At 39.0% G+C, this 19,851-nt stretch carries 22 protein-coding genes, 1 tRNA gene and 1 pseudogene; 22 read left to right on the top strand and 2 right to left on the bottom strand.

The window, feature by feature from the left end:
- The first annotated feature begins 75 nt into the window (after window positions 1–75).
- From tsaE to lytR, 3 genes are read left to right on the top strand one after another with little or no spacing between them, the layout of a single operon-like run.
- On the top strand, window positions 76–519 hold the full coding sequence (gene tsaE, locus GPZ88_RS06325; protein WP_074561333.1) for a tRNA (adenosine(37)-N6)-threonylcarbamoyltransferase complex ATPase subunit type 1 TsaE: 444 nt from the start codon (window positions 76–78) through the stop codon (window positions 517–519).
- Entirely contained in the window at window positions 512–1,024 is a 513-nt protein-coding gene (locus tag GPZ88_RS06330; protein ID WP_074565147.1) for a GNAT family N-acetyltransferase, read from the top strand. Before tsaE ends, GPZ88_RS06330 begins: the two co-directional genes overlap by 8 nt.
- Window positions 1,025–1,034: 10 nt before the next feature.
- Window positions 1,035–2,207 (top strand): glycopolymer--peptidoglycan transferase LytR, encoded by a 1,173-nt coding sequence (gene lytR / locus GPZ88_RS06335; protein WP_166043736.1) that lies wholly within the window; start codon window positions 1,035–1,037, stop codon window positions 2,205–2,207.
- Window positions 2,208–2,293: 86 nt separating this feature from the next.
- Here the strand turns inward: lytR and GPZ88_RS06340 are convergent, their stop codons facing one another.
- Both GPZ88_RS06340 and GPZ88_RS06345 read right to left on the bottom strand, forming a co-directional pair.
- Window positions 2,294–2,599, bottom strand: a complete 306-nt coding sequence (locus GPZ88_RS06340) for a hypothetical protein (RefSeq protein ID WP_074603720.1) — start codon at window positions 2,597–2,599, stop codon at window positions 2,294–2,296.
- Window positions 2,596–3,015 carry an HIT family protein gene (locus GPZ88_RS06345; protein WP_074565143.1) on the bottom strand — a complete coding sequence of 140 codons (420 nt, stop codon included), beginning with the start codon at window positions 3,013–3,015 and terminating at the stop codon, window positions 2,596–2,598. Before GPZ88_RS06345 ends, GPZ88_RS06340 begins: the two co-directional genes overlap by 4 nt.
- 63 nt (window positions 3,016–3,078) lie before the next feature.
- On the opposite strand from GPZ88_RS06345, the gene GPZ88_RS06350 reads away from it, so the two are divergent.
- The 19 genes and pseudogenes from GPZ88_RS06350 (at window position 3,079) to GPZ88_RS06445 (ending at window position 19,851) form a co-directional block, all read left to right on the top strand.
- Window positions 3,079–3,804, top strand: coding sequence for an ABC transporter ATP-binding protein (locus GPZ88_RS06350; protein WP_166043738.1), 726 nt, complete (start codon window positions 3,079–3,081; stop codon window positions 3,802–3,804).
- 2 nt (window positions 3,805–3,806) lie between these two features.
- Window positions 3,807–4,841 (top strand): ABC transporter permease, encoded by a 1,035-nt coding sequence (locus GPZ88_RS06355; RefSeq protein WP_157628740.1) that lies wholly within the window; start codon window positions 3,807–3,809, stop codon window positions 4,839–4,841.
- A gap of 52 nt (window positions 4,842–4,893) precedes the next feature.
- Window positions 4,894–5,715 carry a cell cycle regulator CcrZ gene (gene ccrZ, locus GPZ88_RS06360; RefSeq protein WP_158913196.1) on the top strand — a complete coding sequence of 274 codons (822 nt, stop codon included), beginning with the start codon at window positions 4,894–4,896 and terminating at the stop codon, window positions 5,713–5,715.
- Window positions 5,715–6,353, top strand: a complete 639-nt coding sequence (trmB, locus tag GPZ88_RS06365) for a tRNA (guanosine(46)-N7)-methyltransferase TrmB (RefSeq protein WP_021141720.1) — start codon at window positions 5,715–5,717, stop codon at window positions 6,351–6,353. Before ccrZ ends, trmB begins: the two co-directional genes overlap by 1 nt.
- Before the next feature lie 40 nt (window positions 6,354–6,393).
- Window positions 6,394–6,455: transfer RNA gene (locus GPZ88_RS06370), tRNA-OTHER, on the top strand.
- Between the two features lie 329 nt (window positions 6,456–6,784).
- A pseudogene (locus GPZ88_RS06375) lies at window positions 6,785–7,720 on the top strand (hypothetical protein); the annotation flags it as partial.
- 630 nt (window positions 7,721–8,350) lie between these two features.
- The gene (gene rimP / locus GPZ88_RS06385; RefSeq protein ID WP_039695938.1) at window positions 8,351–8,812 is read left to right on the top strand and encodes a ribosome maturation factor RimP; all 462 of its coding nucleotides are present in this window, start codon (window positions 8,351–8,353) and stop codon (window positions 8,810–8,812) included.
- A 90-nt stretch (window positions 8,813–8,902) separates the two neighbouring features.
- Complete coding sequence (gene nusA, locus GPZ88_RS06390) at window positions 8,903–10,075, top strand: transcription termination factor NusA (RefSeq protein ID WP_021141728.1); 1,173 nt, start codon at window positions 8,903–8,905, stop codon at window positions 10,073–10,075.
- An 18-nt stretch (window positions 10,076–10,093) separates the two neighbouring features.
- On the top strand, window positions 10,094–10,390 hold the full coding sequence (gene rnpM / locus GPZ88_RS06395; RefSeq protein WP_006531117.1) for an RNase P modulator RnpM: 297 nt from the start codon (window positions 10,094–10,096) through the stop codon (window positions 10,388–10,390).
- Window positions 10,383–10,685, top strand: a complete 303-nt coding sequence (locus GPZ88_RS06400) for a YlxQ-related RNA-binding protein (RefSeq protein WP_006531118.1) — start codon at window positions 10,383–10,385, stop codon at window positions 10,683–10,685. Before rnpM ends, GPZ88_RS06400 begins: the two co-directional genes overlap by 8 nt.
- A gap of 19 nt (window positions 10,686–10,704) precedes the next feature.
- Window positions 10,705–13,428, top strand: a complete 2,724-nt coding sequence (gene infB / locus GPZ88_RS06405) for a translation initiation factor IF-2 (RefSeq protein ID WP_166043740.1) — start codon at window positions 10,705–10,707, stop codon at window positions 13,426–13,428.
- A gap of 248 nt (window positions 13,429–13,676) precedes the next feature.
- Window positions 13,677–14,027 carry a 30S ribosome-binding factor RbfA gene (rbfA, locus tag GPZ88_RS06410; RefSeq protein WP_003067449.1) on the top strand — a complete coding sequence of 117 codons (351 nt, stop codon included), beginning with the start codon at window positions 13,677–13,679 and terminating at the stop codon, window positions 14,025–14,027.
- Window positions 14,028–14,128: 101 nt separating this feature from the next.
- A complete protein-coding gene (locus GPZ88_RS06415) occupies window positions 14,129–14,710 on the top strand; it encodes an LOG family protein (protein WP_158913205.1) in 582 nt (193 codons plus the stop codon).
- Window positions 14,679–15,224, top strand: a complete 546-nt coding sequence (locus GPZ88_RS06420) for a nucleotidyltransferase family protein (protein ID WP_158914824.1) — start codon at window positions 14,679–14,681, stop codon at window positions 15,222–15,224. Before GPZ88_RS06415 ends, GPZ88_RS06420 begins: the two co-directional genes overlap by 32 nt.
- Window positions 15,225–15,405: 181 nt before the next feature.
- A complete protein-coding gene (locus GPZ88_RS06425; protein ID WP_074603695.1) occupies window positions 15,406–15,837 on the top strand; it encodes a CopY/TcrY family copper transport repressor in 432 nt (143 codons plus the stop codon).
- A 37-nt stretch (window positions 15,838–15,874) separates the two neighbouring features.
- Window positions 15,875–18,112, top strand: a complete 2,238-nt coding sequence (locus GPZ88_RS06430) for a heavy metal translocating P-type ATPase (RefSeq protein ID WP_166043744.1) — start codon at window positions 15,875–15,877, stop codon at window positions 18,110–18,112.
- A gap of 11 nt (window positions 18,113–18,123) precedes the next feature.
- Window positions 18,124–18,330, top strand: a complete 207-nt coding sequence (locus GPZ88_RS06435; RefSeq protein WP_166043746.1) for a heavy-metal-associated domain-containing protein — start codon at window positions 18,124–18,126, stop codon at window positions 18,328–18,330.
- A gap of 89 nt (window positions 18,331–18,419) precedes the next feature.
- The gene (locus tag GPZ88_RS06440) at window positions 18,420–19,046 is read left to right on the top strand and encodes a trimeric intracellular cation channel family protein (RefSeq protein ID WP_039695927.1); all 627 of its coding nucleotides are present in this window, start codon (window positions 18,420–18,422) and stop codon (window positions 19,044–19,046) included.
- Entirely contained in the window at window positions 19,039–19,851 is an 813-nt protein-coding gene (locus tag GPZ88_RS06445; RefSeq protein WP_039695926.1) for a Cof-type HAD-IIB family hydrolase, read from the top strand. The genes GPZ88_RS06440 and GPZ88_RS06445 overlap by 8 nt, the downstream gene beginning before the upstream one ends.

Genomic DNA, 19,851 nt, shown 5'->3' on the forward strand with positions numbered 1-19,851 from the left:
CCTATTGGATAAAATCTACCGATGAAAAAACTGGCGAGACTTGGAAGGTAAGCAGAATTTTGATATAATGGACTCATGTTTTATAGTCATAATGAAGATGAGTTGATGGCTTATGGTTATCGACTCGGTCGAAAATTACAAGCAGGAGATGTTCTGGTTTTAACTGGAAATCTTGGTGCTGGTAAAACGACATTAACCAAAGGAATCGCAAAGGGCCTTGATATCGATCAGATGATTAAGAGCCCAACCTATACGATTGTTCGGGAATACGAGGGGCGTTTACCGCTCTATCATTTAGATGTTTACCGTATTGGAAATGACCCAGATTCTATTGATTTGGATGATTTCTTGTATGGTGATGGTGTTGCTGTCATCGAATGGGGTGAACTTTTAGAAGAAGATTTACTTGGCGATTATTTAGAAATCATTATCACTCCTTCAGGAGATGGTCGTGACATTGAGTTACAATCTAATGGCCCACGAAGTAAGGAGCTTTCGGAGGCTATAGAACGTGGCTGAACAAGAGGTAATCGTTGAAGAAGCCCAACTCTCTGATGCCAAAGCCTTGGTTGACTTGCTTAGTCAGGTTAGTCAAGAGACAGATTTTGTGGTTGCAGAAACGATTTTGTCACAAGAAGATATGGAGATTTTCTTGGAGCGACATCTTGAGTCTGTTAATGAAATTTGCTTGGTCGTAAGAGTTGGTAAAGAGTTGGCTGGTGTTTTAAATGTATCCAGCACTAGCTCACCACAAACTAATCATATCGGCGATATTTTCATTGCTGTGCAAGAAAAATACTGGGGATATGGTCTCGGTTCGCTTCTTATGGAAGTTGCTCTTGATTGGGCTTGCCACACGCCAGTGATTCGTCGTTTGGAGTTGACGGTTCAGGCTAGAAATAGCAGAGCTGTTCACCTTTATGAAAAGTTCGGTTTTAAGATTGAAGCTACTAAAGAACGTGGCGCAAAAACTAAAGATGGAGAATTTCTTGACGTCTACTTGATGAGTAGGTTGATAGACTAAAAGTAAACAAATGAAACTCGGAAAAAAAATTCTGCTTATGATAGCAGCAATCGTTGTGACAACAGTTGTTGCATTAGGTGTTTATATTACAAGTGCTTACAATTTCTCGACAAGTGAGCTCTCAAAAACGTTTAAGGATTACAAGACGTCTGGTTCAAGTAGCAACGCTATTAAACAGACAAAACCTTTCTCGATTCTCTTGATGGGGGTTGATACAGGGGACTCTGAACGTCATTCAACTTGGGAAGGGAACAGTGACTCAATGATTTTGGTAACTGTTAACCCTAAGACAAAGACGACAACAATGACAAGTCTTGAACGTGATATTCTTATTGAATTAACAGGTCCTGAAGATAATGATATGAATGGTGCTCAAGCTAAATTGAATGCTGCTTATGCTTCAGGTGGTGCTCAGATGGCTATCATGACCATCCAAGATTTGCTTGATATTAAGATTGATTACTACATGCAAATCAACATGCAAGGTTTGGTTGACTTAGTTAATGCCGTAGGTGGTATCACAGTCACAAATGATTTTGACTTCCCAATCTCAATTGAAGAGACAGAGCCCGAATACACGTCATCAATTGAACCTGGAACTCACAAGATTAATGGTGACCAAGCTTTGGTATACGCACGTATGCGTCACCAAGATCCAAAAGGAGACTACGGTCGTCAACAACGTCAACGTGAAGTTATCCAAAAAGTGCTTAAGAAAATTTTAGCTCTTGATAGCGTGTCATCTTACAAAAAAATTCTATCTGCTGTAAGTAAGAACATGCAAACAAACGTTGAAATTTCATCACGTACTATTCCAAGTCTTCTTGGTTATGCGGATTCTCTAAAAAATATTGAAACGTATCAGTTAGAGGGTGAAGGACAAACGATTAATGAAATTTCTTACCAAATCGTAAGTTCTGATCATTTGCTTGAAGTGCAAAATCGTATTAAGAAACAACTTGGTTTAGAAGAAAGCACAGAATTAAAAACAACAGCAGTTCTTTCTGAGAATCTTTACGGTACTTCATCTTATTATGGTAGTGATTACAGTAGCGATTATAGCAGTTATGATAGTGGCTATAGCACAGGTTATGACACTGGTTATAGTGATTATAGCAACAGTGGCTACAGTGATTACTCAACCGATACTTATTCACAAGATGCAAGTGCTTATGCATATTAACATAAAAAAGTCGACTATTTGGTCGGCTTTTTTATGTTAGATTTGAGAGGCGTACAAAAAGTACTGGAATTTTCCAGTACTTTTTGTTATTGTTCTAATTCTTGGTATTTTGAAAGTGTCGTTTTGATTTGTTCAAGTCGGCTATTGCTTTCTTGTTCAAATAAGCGACGTTTGTAGTCCAATTCTTGGCTAATGCTTTCAAGTTTTGGTAATTGTTGGTTGATATTATCAATCGCTTGGTTGATTTTGGTAATATCTGCAGCAATTTTGTCACTGATATCGTTAGCGTCAGCGATATCGTCTTTAATCTCTTCGCGTTTTTGGTAAGCTTGGTAAGCTGTAAATCCAGCGCATCCAGCTAGGCCTAAGGCGATAAAAGAGCTTAATTTCATGCTTCTACCTCTTTAGCAATTTGCTCTGCTAATTTTCCAAGAGCTTCAAAATCTGGTTCGTGTTCTGTGAAGTTAAGTGAGAATTCGTCGTCGTTAGCATAACGTGGAATGAGATGAACATGAGCGTGGAAAACGGTTTGTCCAGCGACTTCTTCGTTATTGTTGACGATGTTCATGCCAACAGCTCCAGTCGCTTTTTGAACAGCACGCGCAACTTTTGGCAAGCGCGCAAAGAGTTCTTGTGATGTTTCTTCAGACATAGCAAGGACGTTACGAACGTGTTCTTTTGGAATGAGGAGAGTGTGTCCTTTAGTTGTTTGTGAAATGTCTAAGAAAGCTAAGACTTTATCGTCTTCATAAACTTTTGATGACGGAATGTCACCTGCGATAATTTTACAAAAGATGCAATTTTCCATTTGAATCACCTATAATCCTTTGATTTTGTTATAATTATTATATCAAAAAAATGTGGGTAGCTTATGTTAAAAATTGAAAATGTCACAGGTGGATACATTAATATCCCTGTTTTAAAAAATATTTCTTTTGAAGTTGGTGACGGTGAGTTGGTCGGCTTGATTGGGCTAAATGGTGCTGGGAAATCAACGACGATTAATGAAGTTATCGGACTTTTGACACCTTATCAAGGAAAGATTACGCTTGACGGCTTGACTTTGGCTGATAACCAAGCAGAGTATCGCAAAAAGATTGGCTTTATTCCTGAAACGCCAAGCTTGTATGAAGAGTTAACTTTACGTGAGCATTTAGAGACGGTTGCTATGGCTTATGACCTTGATTTTGATGAGGCGATGGCGCGTGCAAAGGAATTGCTAAAACTTTTCCGTTTGTCTGATAAGCTTGAGTGGTTCCCGATTAATTTTTCAAAAGGGATGAAGCAAAAGGTTATGATTGTCTGCGCCTTTATGATTGATCCTCATTTGTTTATCGTTGATGAGCCATTTTTGGGGCTAGATCCTTTGGCGATTTCTGATTTGACGGATTTGCTAGCGCAGGAAAAATCAAAAGGCAAAGCTATTTTGATGTCAACACACGTGCTAGATGCTGCTGAAAAAATGTGTGATCGATTTGTGATTTTGCATCATGGTCAAGTGCGTGCAATGGGAAATCTAGCTGAATTGCGTCAAGCTTTTGGAAAAGAAGATGCTAGTTTGAACGATATTTACATGGCTTTAACTAAAGAGGGATAGAAATGAAAGAAGTTTTTCGAAAACGACGCAGCCTCTTTTTAGGGCAATGTCTGAAATACTTGCGTTATGTCTTAAATGATCATTTTGTCTTGGTCTTGCTTTTCTTATCAGGTTTTTTGATGGTCCAATACGGTGAGTTATTAAAGCATTTTCCAAAGCAACATTGGTGGCTTGATGTCATTTTGGTCATTGTGACGCTTGCTCTTCTTAGTCTTGGTAAAATTGCAACTTATATTGAAGCACCAGATAAGCTATTTTATTTGCCAAAAGAAGAAGAAGTGGTGGCTTGGATTCACCAAGCTAGAGTTCGGTCTTTTGGTGTTTGGGCGGTGCTACAAACAGCTGTTTTCTTGTTGCTAGCACCTATTTTATTTAAATTAGGTTTCTCAGTTCCTGTTTTTGCGGTACTTTTGCTAATTTTACTTGGTATCAAGTGGGTGATTATGGCAAGAAAAGAAAAAGTCTTTTTTAGAAATGGTCATTTTTCTTGGGAAACTGCCATTACTTATGAAACCAAACGCCGTCAATCTATTTTGAAATTCTTTGCCCTCTTTACAACGGTTAAGGGAATTTCGGCAAGTGTCAAACGTCGTGTTTACTTAGATAAGATGCTTGGTTTGGTTAAGAAGCGTCATGATAAAACATGGTCAAATCTTTATCTCAGGGCCTTTCTTCGTAGTTCGGATTATCTGGCTTTAACTTTGCGTCTGGTTTTATTAGGTGTTCTTGCTTTGCTGTTTATTCCAAATCATCTGGTAGCAGCTGGACTTGCTTTAATTTTTAATTATCTTTTACTGTTTCAGTTGTTAGGACTTGCTCAACATTTTGAGTATCAATATTTAACACGCTTATACCCCATTTCAGAAGCGCAGAAAATGGCGAATTTAAAGGCTTTGCTACGAACTTTATCTTATATGATTTGCTTGCTTGATGTGTTATTATGTTTTTCTTTGAAGGCTGCAGGGCTTTTGATTTTGATTACTGTAATTGTTACAGAATGGTATCTTCCTTACAAAATTGCGAAGATGATTGACTAGGGGCTGTAAAACAAGTAAAATAAAAGTGAAGAAAAGTATTAACGTATTATATATGAAAGAAAAGGAGGGCAGACAGGTGACAACAGTATCAGATCAGGAATTGACAATGACACCACTTCGAGGAAAAAGTGGGAAAGCCTTTATTGGTCAATATCCGAATGGTGAAAAAATCTTTATCAAGTTTAACACGACACCAATTTTACCAGCTCTTGCTAAAGAGCAGATTGCGCCACAATTATTGTGGGTGCGTCGCACTGGTAATGGCGATACAATGAGTGCACAAGAATGGCTTGATGGAAGAATTTTGACTAAAGAGGATATGGGTAGTAAACAGATTGTCCATATTCTTTTGCGTTTACACAAGTCACGACCATTGGTTAACCAATTGTTGCAGTTAAACTATAAGATTGAAAATCCATATGATTTGTTGGTTGACTGGGAAAAAAATGCACCGTTGCAAATTCGTGAAAATACGTATTTGCAAGGTATTGTAAAAGAACTAAAACGTAGCTTACCAGAATTTCGTTCTGAAGTTGCGACCATTGTACATGGGGACATCAAACACAGTAACTGGGTTATCACAACAAGTGGTATGATTTACCTTGTTGACTGGGATTCTGTTCGTTTGACAGATCGAATGTACGACGTAGCCTTTCTTTTGAGTCACTACATTCCTTACACACGTTGGGGTGAGTGGTTGAATTATTATGGCTATAAAGACAATGAAAAAGTACGCAGTAAAGTTGCTTGGTACGGACAGTTCTCATATCTTTCACAGATTTTGAAATGTTTTGATAAACGAGATATGGAGCACGTAAACCAAGAAATTTACGGCTTACGAAAATTTAGGGAGTTAGTTAGTAAAAATAAATAATGCGAGTTAGAAAACGTAAGGGTGCTGAGGAGCACTTAGAAAATAACCCACACTATGTTATCTTAAATCCAGAAGAAGCAAAAGGTCATTGGCGCGAAGTTTTTGGTAATGATAACCCAATCCACATTGAAGTTGGTTCAGGAAAAGGAGCATTCATCACAGGAATGGCCTTGCAAAATCCTGATATTAACTATATCGGAATTGATATTCAAGTATCAGTATTAAGTTATGCTTTGGATAAAGTTCTAGATAGCCAAGCACCAAATGTTCGTTTGCTACTAGTTGATGGTTCAGATTTGACTAATTATTTTGAAGACGGCGAAATTGATTTGATGTATTTGAATTTCTCAGATCCATGGCCTAAGAAACGTCATGAAAAACGTCGTTTGACTTATAAGACATTCTTGGATACTTACCGTCAGATTTTACCTGAACACGGTGAAATCCACTTCAAAACTGATAACCGAGGCTTGTTTGAATATAGCTTAGCAAGCTTCTCACAATATGGCATGATTTTAAAACAAGTTTGGTTGGATTTGCATGCTAGTGATTTTGAAGGAAATGTCATGACAGAATATGAAGAAAAATTCTCTAAAAAAGGTCAAGTCATTTACCGTGTGGAAGCACAATTTCAGTGATTTGCTGAAACTATCAAAAGAAGTGAATAGCACTTCGGTTGGAGAGGTTACATAGTGGATGAACGTTGTAATGTTTTGAGGGTTCGAGTCCCTTCCTCTCCTTACACAATTGAATATAAAAAGAAACGTCCTTTGAATTTTTAACAGTTGAAATATCAAGGGCGTTTTTTTGGAAAAGATTTAGAAAAGTTATAGGTTGGTAATTAATTATGATTACCTAGAATGATTGAGGCGCGTGCCATTGTTAAAAGTCAGAATTTTTTTAAGAAAATATCATAAATTGATTTCATATTTGCTGGTTATGATTGCGTTAGTGCTGTCAGTTATCTTGCTTTATGAAGAAATTGTTGTCGAGCGTGGCAATCCGCTAGTTTTATCAATTTTAACAGGATTGTTAGCAGTTGTAATTCTGGAGTACTATTTAAGTCGAAGGAGAAATCTTGACTGGTCATGTTTCAGGAGGGGTGCCAGAAAAAATCATCAAGCTCTTTATTAAATCAGTCTTTGATGTGACTAGTCTATCAACTCAAGGTATTATCATTATTAATCTAATATTGTTAGTTGCCTTTATTATTTTAGGTATTCGTTTGAAACATAAAAAGGGTGTTTTTTTAGCATGGCTTTTCATTGATGTTTCAATTGTAACTTACTATATTAGTATTTTGTTGATGTATTTGACAGCTATGCCGACAGACGAGGCTCTACAATTAGCTGGTTTTGAACGCTATGCGTCAAGTATGGTTATTTTTGCTTTTGGTTACATGGTCATGGCGCTTGCTTGGGTAATGGATGAGTGCCTTTATGAGCAAATCCTCAGCAAGCGTAACGCCAAGTCTTATAAGACTTTGTTAAATAAACGGCTTTACCAATACGCAACGCTTGTTTTAGCCATTTATGCGGTGGGAATGCTATTATCTGAAAACAACAGCATTGTCTTTAACAACAACCAAGAAACCAATAAAGTTTCTAAAGAGCTCCATAAATTAACAGGTAACAATATGGATTCGTCTAAAAAACGAATTCTTGTGGTAACAGCAGATAAAGAACATGTGGATAGTTTCTTTGTGCAATATGCTAGTCGTTACTATCTTTGGGACGTTAACGTTGATGCCAGAGAAAACTTTGTCCAAGCAGACAAGGAATTTCTTGAATTGATGAAGTCTTACAGTAACAACGCAACAAGTTATTACCTTTGGAATGAAAATATTGAAGCAAGGGATGATTTCACCTTTACGGATAAAGATTTTATTGCCATGCTAAAAACTTATGATGAAGTTGTTATTTTGGATGACCACTACACCTTCAATGCTTTGACGAAGAAACTTTTCGGACGTACCTATGCTCCAGGAGTTTACAAGACATCTGATAAAAAACGAATTCTTGTGGTAACAGCAGATAAAGAACATGTGGATAGTTTCTTTGTGCAATATGCTAGTCGTTACTATCTTTGGGACGTTAACGTTGATGCCAGAGAAAACTTTGTCCAAGCAGACAAGGAATTTCTTGAATTGATGAAGTCTTACAGTAACAACGCAACAAGTTATTACCTTTGGAATGAAAATATTGAAGCAAGGGATGATTTCACCTTTACGGATAAAGATTTTATTGCCATGCTAAAAACTTATGATGAAGTTGTTATTTTGGATGACCACTACACCTTCAATGCTTTGACGAAGAAACTTTTCGGACGTACCTATGCTCCAGGAGTTTACAAGACATCTGATATTCTTGCGGGAAAAGGATGATATTTCCCATTCTATCAAGCTTTTGACTTGTCAAAGAGCTTAAATTATGTTATTATGATATAAAATAAGTAGAAGGAGGCGGAGTTTGTGACTTCGCCTCTTGTGTGTGCTTAAAGTCATTTTGCTGACGGATAAGCTTTTAACGCATGCTACTAATACCGTTGGTTTTACGACAAGTGAGCCAATGTGATGAACTTTCTATTTTGATATTGATAGAAGAAGGAGGGGATTCTTATCGCAAACGCAAATACAATCATTGAATTGGTTACAAAAGCAGTTGCGCCTGCTATTAAAGATCCGTTCGAATTGGTTGATGTTGAGTATGGAAAAATGGGCAGCGACTATGTCCTTAGTATCTTGATTGACAAACCAGGAGGGATCACCGTAAATGATACAGCTGATTTGACTGAAATTATTAGTCCTCTACTTGATGCCATCAAACCAGACCCATTCCCAGAACAATACATGTTGGAAGTGTCTAGCCCTGGTTTGGAGCGTCCATTGAAGACTAAAGAAGCTCTTGAAAAAGCTGTAGGTTCTTATGTCAATGTTAGTCTTTACAAAGCTATTGATAAAGTTAAGGTATTCCAAGGAGACCTTGTAGCTTTTGATGGTGAAACATTGACTATTGATTATTTGGACAAAACACGCAAGAAAACCGTTGAAATTCCATATTCAACAGTTGCAAAAGCGCGTTTGGCAGTGAAATTGTAGTCAAACTACTATAACAAACTACAATCTGATTTTACTTAGATATAAACGAAAGGATTACGTCCTGCTTAGCCATGCAGGGCAATGAAAAAAATGAGCAAAGAAATGCTAGAAGCCTTCCGTATTTTGGAAGAAGAAAAACACATTAACAAAGACGATATCATCGACGCTGTCAAAGAATCTTTGAAATCAGCTTATAAACGTCGTTATGGTCAATCTGAATCATGTGTTATTGAATTCGACGACAAAAAAGGTGACTTTAAAGTCTACACAGTTCGTGAAGTTGTTGAAGAAGTTTTTGATAGCCGTCTAGAAATCAGCTTGTCAGATGCATTGAAAATTAGCTCAGCTTACGAACTAGGTGACAAAATTCGTTTTGAAGAATCTGTTGCTGAATTTGGTCGTGTGGCTGCTCAATCAGCTAAACAAACAATCATGGAAAAAATGCGTCGTCAAATTCGTGAAGTGACTTACAACGAGTACAAACAACACGAAGGCGAAATCATGACTGGTACTGTTGAACGTTTCGACCAACGTTTCATCTATGTTAACCTTGGTTCTCTTGAAGCACAATTGTCACACCAAGACCAAATTCCTGGTGAAACATGGAAATCACACGACCGTATCGAAGTTTACGTTTACAAAGTTGAAAATAATCCAAAAGGTGTTAACGTCTTTGTAAGTCGTAGCCACCCTCAATTTATCAAACGTATCATGGAACAAGAAATTCCTGAAGTATTTGACGGAACTGTTGAAATCATGAGCGTTTCACGTGAGGCTGGAGATCGTACAAAAGTTGCTGTTCGTAGCCACAATCCAAACGTTGATGCTATCGGTACAATCGTTGGTCGTGGTGGAAGCAACATTAAGAAAGTTATCAGCAAATTCCATCCAAAACGTTATGATGCTAAAGCTGGCGTAGAAGTTCCTGTTGAAGAAAATATTGACGTTATCCAATGGGTTGAAGATCCAGCTGAATTCATCTACAACGCTATTGCACCAGCTGAAGTTGATATGGTTCTTTTCGACGAAGAAGACAGCAAACGTGCAACTGTTGTTGTTCCTGACAACAAATTGTCACTTGCTATCGGTCGTCGTGGACAAAACGTTCGTTTGGCTGCGCACTTGACTGGCTACCGTATCGACATCAAATCTGCTTCAGAATATGAAGCACTTGAAGCTGAACGTGCAGAACAAGCAGCTGCTCCAGCTGAAGAAGTTGCTGAAACTGCTGAAACAGAAGTTGTAGCAAACGACGCAGAATAAGAAAGATAGAGGTGTTTCATGGCTAAAACACGTAAAATACCTTTAAGAAAATCAGTTGTTTCAGGTGAAGTGATTGATAAACGTGATTTACTTCGCATTGTTAAAAATAAGGAAGGTGAGATTTTTATCGATCCAACTGGTAAGCAAAACGGACGTGGCGCTTACATCAAACTTGATAATGCAGAAGCTCTTCAAGCCAAAGAAAAACGCGTCTTTAACCGTAGCTTTTCAATGGAAGTTCCTGAATCATTTTATGATGAATTGATTGCTTACGTAGATCACAAAGTCAAAAGAAGAGAGTTAGGTCTTGAATAACCACCAAAGATTGTCAAATTTAATTGGACTAGCACAGCGTGCAGGAAAAGTGATTTCTGGAGAAGAATTGGTCATTAAGGCCATCCAATCTGGCAAAGCAAAACTTGTTTTTCTGGCAAATGATGCTGGTGATAATTTGACAAAGAAAACAACTGATAAAAGTCATTATTACAAAGTAGAAGTCTCCACAGTGTTTAACACACTGGAATTAAGTGCTGCGCTTGGTAAACCACGTAAAGTGGTTGCCATAGCAGACGCTGGATTTTCAAAGAAAATGAGGACTCTTATGAACTAACAGAATAGGAGGACATCAATTGTCAAAGAAAAGATTATATGAAATCGCTAAAGAATTGGGCAAATCAAGCAAAGAAGTTGTTGACTATGCTCAAGAGCTAGGACTTGATGTGAAGAGCCATTCTTCTAGCGTTGACGAATCTGATGCCAAACGAATTGCGGCGAAATTCTCAGGAAATGCCAAACCAGCTGCGGCAAAAGCCAAAGTTGAAAAAGCAGCTGAGAAAACAGTTGCAGAAGCTCCTAAAGCAGCTCCTGCTAAACCTCAGAGCCGTAATTTTAAGGCAGAACGTGAAGCGCGTGCTAAAGCCGAAGCTGAAAAACGAGCTAAAGGTGGCGATAAAAAGCGCAATAACAATCAAGGACGCGACAATCGTTCTAATCGTGACAGACAAGAGAATGCCCAAAATAATCGCAAACAACGCGATCGCAATTCTCAAAATCATAATCGAAGAGATCAACAGCGTGATAATCACCAAAGAGATCAACGAAACGATCGCAATCAAGCAGCAAAACCACGTATCGATTTCAAGGCACGTGCAGCTGCATTGAAAGCAGAACAAAATGCTGAGTATTCTCGCCAAAGTGAAAATCGCATCCACGAAAAAGAAGCCGCTAAGCGTAAAGCAAAAGCAACTAAAGAACAAGAGCACAAAGCTCGTGTGGAAGCTAAAACTAAGGCTGAAGAACACAAAGCAAAAGCAGCAAAACCTGCAGCGCCTGCCCCTAAACATGTGGTAGCAGAACAAGCAGCACCTGCTGTAGATAAACGTCGTAAGAAACAAGCTCGTCCTGAAAAATTACGTGATTATGAACGTGATAATGAAGATGGACCACGCAAGAATAGAAAAAACTGGAATAATCATAACCAAGTGAGAAATCAAAGAAATAGTAACTGGAATAATAACAAGAAAAACAAAAAAGGTAAACATAACAATCGTAACAACGCTCCAAAACCTGTAACAGAGCGTAAGTTCCACGAATTACCTAAAGAATTTGAATACACTGAAGGCATGACTGTTGCTGAAATCGCAAAACGTATCAAACGCGAACCAGCAGAGATCGTTAAGAAACTCTTCTTGATGGGTGTTATGGCCACTCAAAACCAATCCCTCGACAGCGATACAATCGAATTGTTGATGGTTGATTATGGTATTGAAGCTCATAAAAAAGTCGAAGTTGACGAAGCTGATATCGAACGCTTCTTTGCTGACGAAGGCTACCTCAACCCAGACGAAATGGTTGAACGTGCTCCTGTCGTAACTATCATGGGTCACGTTGACCACGGTAAAACAACCCTTCTTGATACCCTTCGTAATTCACGTGTCGCTACAGGCGAAGCTGGTGGTATCACTCAACACATCGGTGCTTACCAAATCGTTGAAAATGGTAAGAAAATTACCTTCCTTGATACACCAGGTCACGCGGCCTTTACATCAATGCGTGCACGTGGTGCCTCAATCACAGATATCACTATCTTGATTGTTGCCGCTGATGACGGTGTTATGCCTCAAACAGTCGAAGCCATTAACCACTCTAAAGCTGCTGGTGTCCCAATCATCGTTGCCATCAACAAGATTGATAAACCAGGTGCTAACCCAGAACGTGTTATCGGTGAATTGGCAGAACACGGAATCATCTCAACTGCTTGGGGTGGTGACTGTGAATTCGTTGAAATTTCAGCCAAATTTGGTAAAAACATTGATGAATTGCTAGAAACAGTTCTTCTTGTTGCTGAAATGGAAGAATTGAAAGCTGACCCAACAGTTCGCGCTATCGGTACTGTTATCGAAGCTCGTCTTGATAAAGGTAAAGGACCTGTGGCAACCCTTCTTGTACAACAAGGTACACTTCATGTTCAAGACCCAATCGTTGTTGGTAACACATTCGGTCGTGTTCGTGCCATGGTTAATGACCTTGGACGCCGTGTTAAAGTGGCAGAACCATCAACACCAGTATCAATCACTGGTTTGAACGATGTGCCTATGGCAGGTGACCACTTCGCGGTTTACGAAGATGAAAAAGCTGCGCGTGCAGCCGGTGAAGAACGTGCTAAACGTGCTTTGATGAAACAACGTCAAGTCACTCAACGTGTTAGCCTTGAAAACCTCTTTGATACCCTTAAAGCAGGTGAAGTTAAGACTGTTAACGTCATCATCAAAGCCGACGTACAAGGTTCTGTTGAAGCCCTAGCAGCCTCACTTCTTAAAATTGATGTTGAAGGTGTGAAAGTGTCAGTTGTTCACTCAGCTGTAGGTGCTATCAACGAATCAGACGTTACTCTTGCTGAAGCATCAAATGCCTTCATCATTGGATTTAACGTCCGCCCTACACCACAAGCTCGCGAACAAGCAGAAGCTGATGAAGTAGATATTCGTCTTCACTCAATCATCTACAAAGTTATCGAAGAAGTTGAAGATGCTATGAAAGGTATGCTTGACCCTGAATACAAAGAAAAAATCATCGGTGAAGCTCTTATCCGTGAAACATTCAAAGTATCTAAAGTTGGTACAATCGGTGGATTCATGGTTACAAATGGTAAAATTACGCGTGATGCTAGCGCACGTGTCATCCGTGACGGTGTCGTTATCTTCGACGGTAAACTTGCCAGCCTTAAACACTTCAAAGATGACGTTAAAGAAATCGGAAACGGCCAAGAAGGTGGTTTGATGATTGAAAACTACAACGACATTAAAGTTGATGACGTTATCGAAGCTTACGTAATGGAAGAAATTAAACGTTAGGGAGTAAGACAGAACCCCAAAAAGCAGGTTCGTCGTCTTACCCCCGCACGGTTGAGTAGGGTTGTAAAAGCTGATTTATCAGCGTATTAGAATCCACTCAACTACTGCGCCAAGTATTGTTGCTAAAGCCACTAATACTTGTACGGCAAGTTCTATGGAACCTTGCCTAAACGTTACAGTTTATAAACGAATAAAAAGCTAGGCGTGCTTAGCCTAGCTTTTTCAAAAAGATTAGAAAGGAAATGATTATGGCTAATCATCGTGTCGACCGTGTTGGTATGGAAATCAAACGTGAAGTAAACGAAATTTTGCACAAAAAAGTTCGTGACCCACGTGTTCAAGATGTCACAATTACTGATGTTCAAATGCTTGGAGACCTTTCAATGGCTAAAGTGTACTACACAATACACTCTGAACTTGCTTCAGATAACCAAAAAGCCCAAATTGGTCTTGAAAAAGCTAAAGGAACTATCAAACGTGAACTTGGTCGCAACTTAACAATGTACAAAATTCCAGATTTGACATTCATCAAAGATGAATCAATCGAATACGGAAATAAAATCGACCAAATGCTTCGTGATTTGGAAGCTAAAAAATAAATTTTAGTTAACTAGAATTTTATATGAGAAAGGTCTGCCACTTGGCAGGCCTTTTTTTGATGTGATATAATGAAAGTGTTTTAGCGAGGAATATTGAGAAGATGAAAATTACGGTTTATTTGGGGTCAAGTTTTGGGAATGACCCGATTTATAAGGAAAATATCATTGAATTAGGTCATTGGTTAGCCAAACAGAAGCATCAATTAATCTATGGTGGTAGTAAAGATGGTCTAATGGGTGTTTTGGCGGATACGGTTTTAGCTGATGGCGGAGAGGTTTATGGCATTATTCCGCTTGATTTTAAAAAGCGTGAAAAAGCTCATTTGCATTTAACAGAGCTAACTTTGGTGGCTGATATGGATGAGCGTAAGCGACTTTTAATGGATAATGGGGAGCTTTTTTTGGCTTTTCCAGGTGGTCCTGGAACTCTTGAGGAAATTGTCCAAGCTTTTTCTTGGACACGCATTGGACTGCATCATAAGCCTTGCCTTTTTCTTAATTTGAATGGTTATTATAACCTCCTCAAAGACCTTTTTGACCAAATGGTAACTACAGGATTTTTGAGACAAGAAGACCGTGATAAGGCCATTTTTGTAGATGATTTAAAGGCTTTGCAAGAATTTGTAAAAGCTTATCAAAGCGAGGAAAATGATGGATTTCAAAGCTTTATTTGCAAGCGATAAAGAGTTGATAGCGATTTTAACTATAATAGCTGAGCTTGACCTGCCAGATGCTTGGCTTGCTGCGGGGACACTTCGTAATTACGTTTGGAATGTCTTATCAGGAAAGCCAGGTTTGTTGGATGCAAGTGACATTGATGTTGTCTTTTTTGCCCCTGAGATAACTTATGAGAAGACTCAAGCTATTCAAGAACAGCTTCAAGCAGCTTATCCTAATTATCAATGGGAAGTTAAAAATCAGGTCTTTATGCATTGCCATAGTCCGCACACAGCTCCTTATCAAAGTGCCAGAGATGCTATCAGTAAATACCCAGAACGCTGTACAGCTATAGCAGCACGTTTAAAAGATGGAGATTTGGAGTTATTTTTGCCTTATGGCGAAGATGATATTGTTAATTTTGTCGTCCAACCAACTCCACATTTTTTAGTTGATAAAGAACGTATGGCAGTTTATCATGACCGCTTGAAAAAGAAAGATTGGCAAAAGAAATGGCCGCGCTTGCAAATTCTAGCGTAAAGAACTAGAATGAAGGTGTAAAGTCTCTTCTAAATTACTCAGAACACAAAGTTATTTGTGTTTAAAGTCCGAAATGTTAGGTTTCGGGCTATTTTTTGCAGTTATAGTTGACAAATGTAGACGATAGAAATATAATAAATTTACAAATGTAAACCAAAAAAGATATTTAGAAAGGAATACTATGTCAATTTCAAAATCAGAATGGGAGATCATGCGCGTGATTTGGACCAAAGATGCGGCAACGAGTGGTCAGATTCTTGATATTCTAGGTGAAAAAAATAGCTGGACAGCCTCAACGGTTAAGACTTTTTTGAAACGTCTAGTTGATAAAGGTTACTTGACAAGAAAAAGGTCTGGTAAAGCTTTTCTTTACTCAAGTCTTTTGTCTGAGCAAGAAGCTATGAACCAGCAGGCTGATGATTTATTTGATAAGTTTTGTCAGCGCAAGCACAAGACTATTCTTGAACATTTGCTAAAAGAAACGCCAATGACACTTTCTGACATTGCTGATTTACAAGCTCTGCTATCATCCAAAGAAAAAGAAGCTTTGGATGAAGTACCGTGTAATTGTATTCCTGGACAATGTCGTTGTAAAGAACATCTTGGTCTTTAACGGTTGATTTGTGAGATTTCTGATAGGAAGGTATCTTATGGAAAAAGAAGAAGTCTTTGTCATTGATGGCATGACATGCGCGGCCTGTGCATTAAATGTCGAAAATGCTGTCAATAAAATAGATCATGTTGATTCGGCGGTTGTTAATCTGACAACAGAGAAGATGACTGTACGCTACAATCCTGACTTAGTCAGTGAAGCTGAGATTGAAAAAGCTGTTGTGGATGCTGGGTATGGCGCTTGTGTATTTGACCCAACAACAGCTAAAAGCCAATCAGAACGCCAGAGCGAAGCTACTCATAATATGTGGCATAAGTTTTTGTGGTCAGCGGCTTTTGCGATTCCCTTGCTTTATCTCTCGATGGGCAGCATGATGGGATTGTGGGTGCCGAAGGCTATTGGCATGAGTGAGCATCCTTTGATTTTTGCGCTGGTTCAGCTTGCATTGACTTTACCAGTCATGTACTTTGGACGCCGTTTTTATGTTAATGGTTTCCGTGCTTTGTTAAAAGCGCATCCTAATATGGATTCTTTAGTCGCTCTGGCAACGAGCGCAGCATTTCTTTATAGTCTTTACAGCACTTACCACATCGCCTTAGGGCATGTGCACCACGTGCATATGCTTTACTTTGAATCCGTTGCTGTGATTTTGACCTTGATTACTTTGGGAAAATACTTTGAAACTCTTTCAAAAGGACGTACTTCAGATGCTATTCAAAAGTTATTAACTTTATCTGCTAAAGAGGCGACTCTTATCCGTGATGGAGCTGAGCAGACAATCCCAATTGATCAGGTTCAAGTAGGTGACCTTATCTTGGTCAAGCCAGGTGAAAAAATTCCTGTTGATGGCATTGTGGTTTCAGGACATTCAGTCATCGATGAATCGATGCTAACTGGTGAGAGTATTCCTGTTGAAAAAAATGCTGATGATAAGGTCTTTGGTGCTTCTATTAATGGACAAGGTTCGCTAACTATTCGAGCTGAAAAAGTCGGTGACGAAACGCTTTTAGCACAGATTGTTAAATTGGTAGAAGATGCTCAACAAACTAAAGCACCTATCGCCAAGATTGCTGATAGGGTTGCTGGGGTCTTTGTGCCAGCAGTTATGACTATCGCTTTGGTCACTTTCTTATTCTGGTATTTTGCCAAGGGTGAAAGTTTCGTCTTTGCCCTCCAAGTTGCTATCGCCGTTTTGGTGATTGCTTGCCCATGTGCTCTTGGACTGGCTACCCCAACAGCCATCATAGTTGGAACTGGTCGAGGTGCTGAAAATGGGATTCTTTACAAACGTGGTGACGTCCTTGAAAATGCTCATCATATTGATACCATGGTCTTTGACAAGACAGGAACCATTACGCAAGGAAAACCACAAGTGGTTGATGTTATCGCCTATCACGGTGACGAAAAGAGCCTACTTGTTCAGGTCGCTTCCATTGAAAAGTATTCAGAGCATCCACTTAGTCAGGCTATTGTGGAAAAAGCTAGCGCTGACAAACTAACTTTGGAAGAAGTTGAGAATTTCACCTCTTTGACAGGACGAGGTTTACAAGCTGATCTTGCAGGGCAGACCATTTACGTCGGTAACCGCAGATTGATGGAAGAGTTGCAAGTTGACTTGACCGCGAGTGAAACAGCTGTGCTGGCTGCGACACAAAAAGGTCAAACTCCGATTTACATTTCGGCTAATGAGCAACTGCTAGGAGTGATTACCGTAGCCGATTTATTAAAAGCAGACAGCAAGGAGACCGTCGCTAAATTACAAAGTCAAGGCATTGATGTCGTTTTACTAACAGGAGACAACAGCAAAACCGCGCAAGCTATTGCCAAACAAGCTGGCATCAAGACTGTGATTAGCGAGGTCTTGCCTGACCAAAAATCACAAGCTATTAAGGACTTGCAGCGTCAAGGAAAAATGGTTGCCATGGTCGGTGACGGGATTAATGATGCGCCAGCGTTAGCAGTAGCAGACATTGGGATTGCGGTAGGTTCAGGAACTGACATTGCTATTGAGTCAGCGGATATTATCCTAATGAAACCAGAAATTTCAGATGTCCTAAGAGCTTTAAGCATCAGTCGTTTGACGATTAAAGTGGTTAAGGAAAATCTCTTCTGGGCATTCATCTACAATATTCTAGCGATTCCAGTTGCAATGGGAGTTTTGTATCTCTTTGGTGGGCCTTTGCTTAATCCAATGATTGCAGGACTTGCTATGGGCTTTAGTTCAGTGTCAGTGGTTTTAAATGCTCTTCGCTTAAAATACATGACATTAAAATAAAGGAGTTTCTCATGGAAAAAACATATGAAGTAACAGGTATGAAATGCCAAGGTTGTGTCACAAAAGTGACTGAAAAATTATCAGCTGTTCCTGGTGTAAAAGCTGTTGACGTTGATTTAGAGAAAAAACAAGCGACTATCACAGGACGTCCATTTAAGTTCTTTTTAAAACGTGCGCTTAAAGAAACAAAATTTAGTCTCGGAAAAGAAATTAAGTAAAATTTAGAAAAACAGAGCTTGCTCTGTTTTTTTACTGCTTTAAAAATGATAAACTAGTCTAGTAAGAAAAAATATAGTTTGGAATCAAAATGACGATGAATGTTTGGGATTTATTAAGTATCATTGGTTCTATCGCCTTTGCTTTATCTGGAGCAATCGTCGCGATGGAAGAAGATTTTGACATACTTGGGATTTTTATCCTAGGTTTTGTGACTGCCTTTGGTGGTGGAGCTATTCGTAATCTTTTGATTGGTTTGCCGATTAGCGCCCTCTGGTCTCAGAGTCAGTGTTTTTATTTTGCCTTGGCAGCCATGTTATTTATCATGGTATTTCCAAATATCATTACTCACAAAGGTTGGCGAAAAGCAGAAGTCTTGACGGATGCTATTGGTCTTGCGGCTTTTAGTGTTCAAGGGGCCATGTATGCTGTTAAACTTCATCAACCTTTAAGCGCTGTGATTGTCGCAGCTGTTTTGACTGGTGCAGGTGGCGGGATTGTCCGAGATATCTTAGCTGGTCGAAAACCAAGTGTGCTTAGAAGTGAAGTATACGCTGGTTGGGCAATTTTAGCGGCGCTAGCGATTTATTTTAAAATCGTTCATAACGATCCTGGCTATTATGTATTAGTTTTAATTCTGACAATCTTACGTATGATAGGCTACTGGCGTCAGTGGCATTTGCCAAAAATTAAACGGAAGGTCACTAAAAATGATTAAATTAATTGCAATCGATTTAGATGGAACATTACTTAATTCAGATAAAAAAATTCCTGAAGAAAATGTCAAAGCAATCCAAAAAGCTGCACAAGCAGGGGTAAAAATTGTTCTTTGTACAGGACGTCCAAAGTCAGGAATTCTTCCATTTTTTGAAAAATTGGGCTTGGATGATGAAGAATATATCATCATGAATAATGGTTGCACCATTTACAATACCAAAAATTGGGAACTTGTTTTTCATGCTCAAGTCACAAATGAAGAGCTAGATAAATTGAATGAAGCTGTTGCTAATTACCCAGATGTTTGCTTAACCTTGACAGGTGAAAAACATTATTACGCTGTAGGTGAAGAAGTTCCAGAACTTGTCCAATACGATGCTGGTCTTGTCTTTGATACCGCTCATGCAGTCACACTTGATGAGATGAAGGCGACAGACGAAATCATCTTCCAAGCTATGTACATGGCAAAAGCGCCACAATTAAATCCATTTCAAGAAGCTAAAGAAACAGCTTTGGCTAAAGAATTTAGTGTGGTTCGTAGCCAAGAATATATCTTTGAAGCTATGCCAAAAGGTTACACTAAAGCAACAGCTCTTAAAGCTTTGTCAGAAAAACTTGGCTTCTCACCAGAGCAAGTCATGGCACTTGGTGATGCTGCCAACGACCTTGAAATGCTTGAATTTGCTTATCATAGCGTTGCTATGGGAAATGCGACAGACGAAGTCAAATCTATTTGCCGCTACGAAACAACAACTAATGACAATGCCGGAGTAGCTCAGGCTATTTACGATTATGTCTTGAAATAA

Origin of the sequence: Streptococcus ruminicola, assembly GCF_011387195.1 — a bacterium.
GTDB classification, from domain to species: domain Bacteria; phylum Bacillota; class Bacilli; order Lactobacillales; family Streptococcaceae; genus Streptococcus; species Streptococcus ruminicola.

Coding starts and splice junctions, on each gene's coding strand:
- tsaE (WP_074561333.1), top strand. CDS start 76: ATGTTTTATAGTCATAATGAAGATGAGTTGATGGCTTATGGTTATCGA.
- lytR (WP_166043736.1), top strand. CDS start 1,035: ATGAAACTCGGAAAAAAAATTCTGCTTATGATAGCAGCAATCGTTGTG.
- GPZ88_RS06340 (WP_074603720.1), bottom strand. CDS start 2,599: ATGAAATTAAGCTCTTTTATCGCCTTAGGCCTAGCTGGATGCGCTGGA.
- GPZ88_RS06345 (WP_074565143.1), bottom strand. CDS start 3,015: ATGGAAAATTGCATCTTTTGTAAAATTATCGCAGGTGACATTCCGTCA.
- GPZ88_RS06350 (WP_166043738.1), top strand. CDS start 3,079: ATGTTAAAAATTGAAAATGTCACAGGTGGATACATTAATATCCCTGTT.
- GPZ88_RS06355 (WP_157628740.1), top strand. CDS start 3,807: ATGAAAGAAGTTTTTCGAAAACGACGCAGCCTCTTTTTAGGGCAATGT.
- ccrZ (WP_158913196.1), top strand. CDS start 4,894: ATGAAAGAAAAGGAGGGCAGACAGGTGACAACAGTATCAGATCAGGAA.
- trmB (WP_021141720.1), top strand. CDS start 5,715: ATGCGAGTTAGAAAACGTAAGGGTGCTGAGGAGCACTTAGAAAATAAC.
- nusA (WP_021141728.1), top strand. CDS start 8,903: ATGAGCAAAGAAATGCTAGAAGCCTTCCGTATTTTGGAAGAAGAAAAA.
- rnpM (WP_006531117.1), top strand. CDS start 10,094: ATGGCTAAAACACGTAAAATACCTTTAAGAAAATCAGTTGTTTCAGGT.
- rbfA (WP_003067449.1), top strand. CDS start 13,677: ATGGCTAATCATCGTGTCGACCGTGTTGGTATGGAAATCAAACGTGAA.
- GPZ88_RS06415 (WP_158913205.1), top strand. CDS start 14,129: ATGAAAATTACGGTTTATTTGGGGTCAAGTTTTGGGAATGACCCGATT.
- GPZ88_RS06420 (WP_158914824.1), top strand. CDS start 14,679: ATGGATTTCAAAGCTTTATTTGCAAGCGATAAAGAGTTGATAGCGATT.
- GPZ88_RS06425 (WP_074603695.1), top strand. CDS start 15,406: ATGTCAATTTCAAAATCAGAATGGGAGATCATGCGCGTGATTTGGACC.
- GPZ88_RS06430 (WP_166043744.1), top strand. CDS start 15,875: ATGGAAAAAGAAGAAGTCTTTGTCATTGATGGCATGACATGCGCGGCC.
- GPZ88_RS06435 (WP_166043746.1), top strand. CDS start 18,124: ATGGAAAAAACATATGAAGTAACAGGTATGAAATGCCAAGGTTGTGTC.
- GPZ88_RS06440 (WP_039695927.1), top strand. CDS start 18,420: ATGACGATGAATGTTTGGGATTTATTAAGTATCATTGGTTCTATCGCC.
- GPZ88_RS06445 (WP_039695926.1), top strand. CDS start 19,039: ATGATTAAATTAATTGCAATCGATTTAGATGGAACATTACTTAATTCA.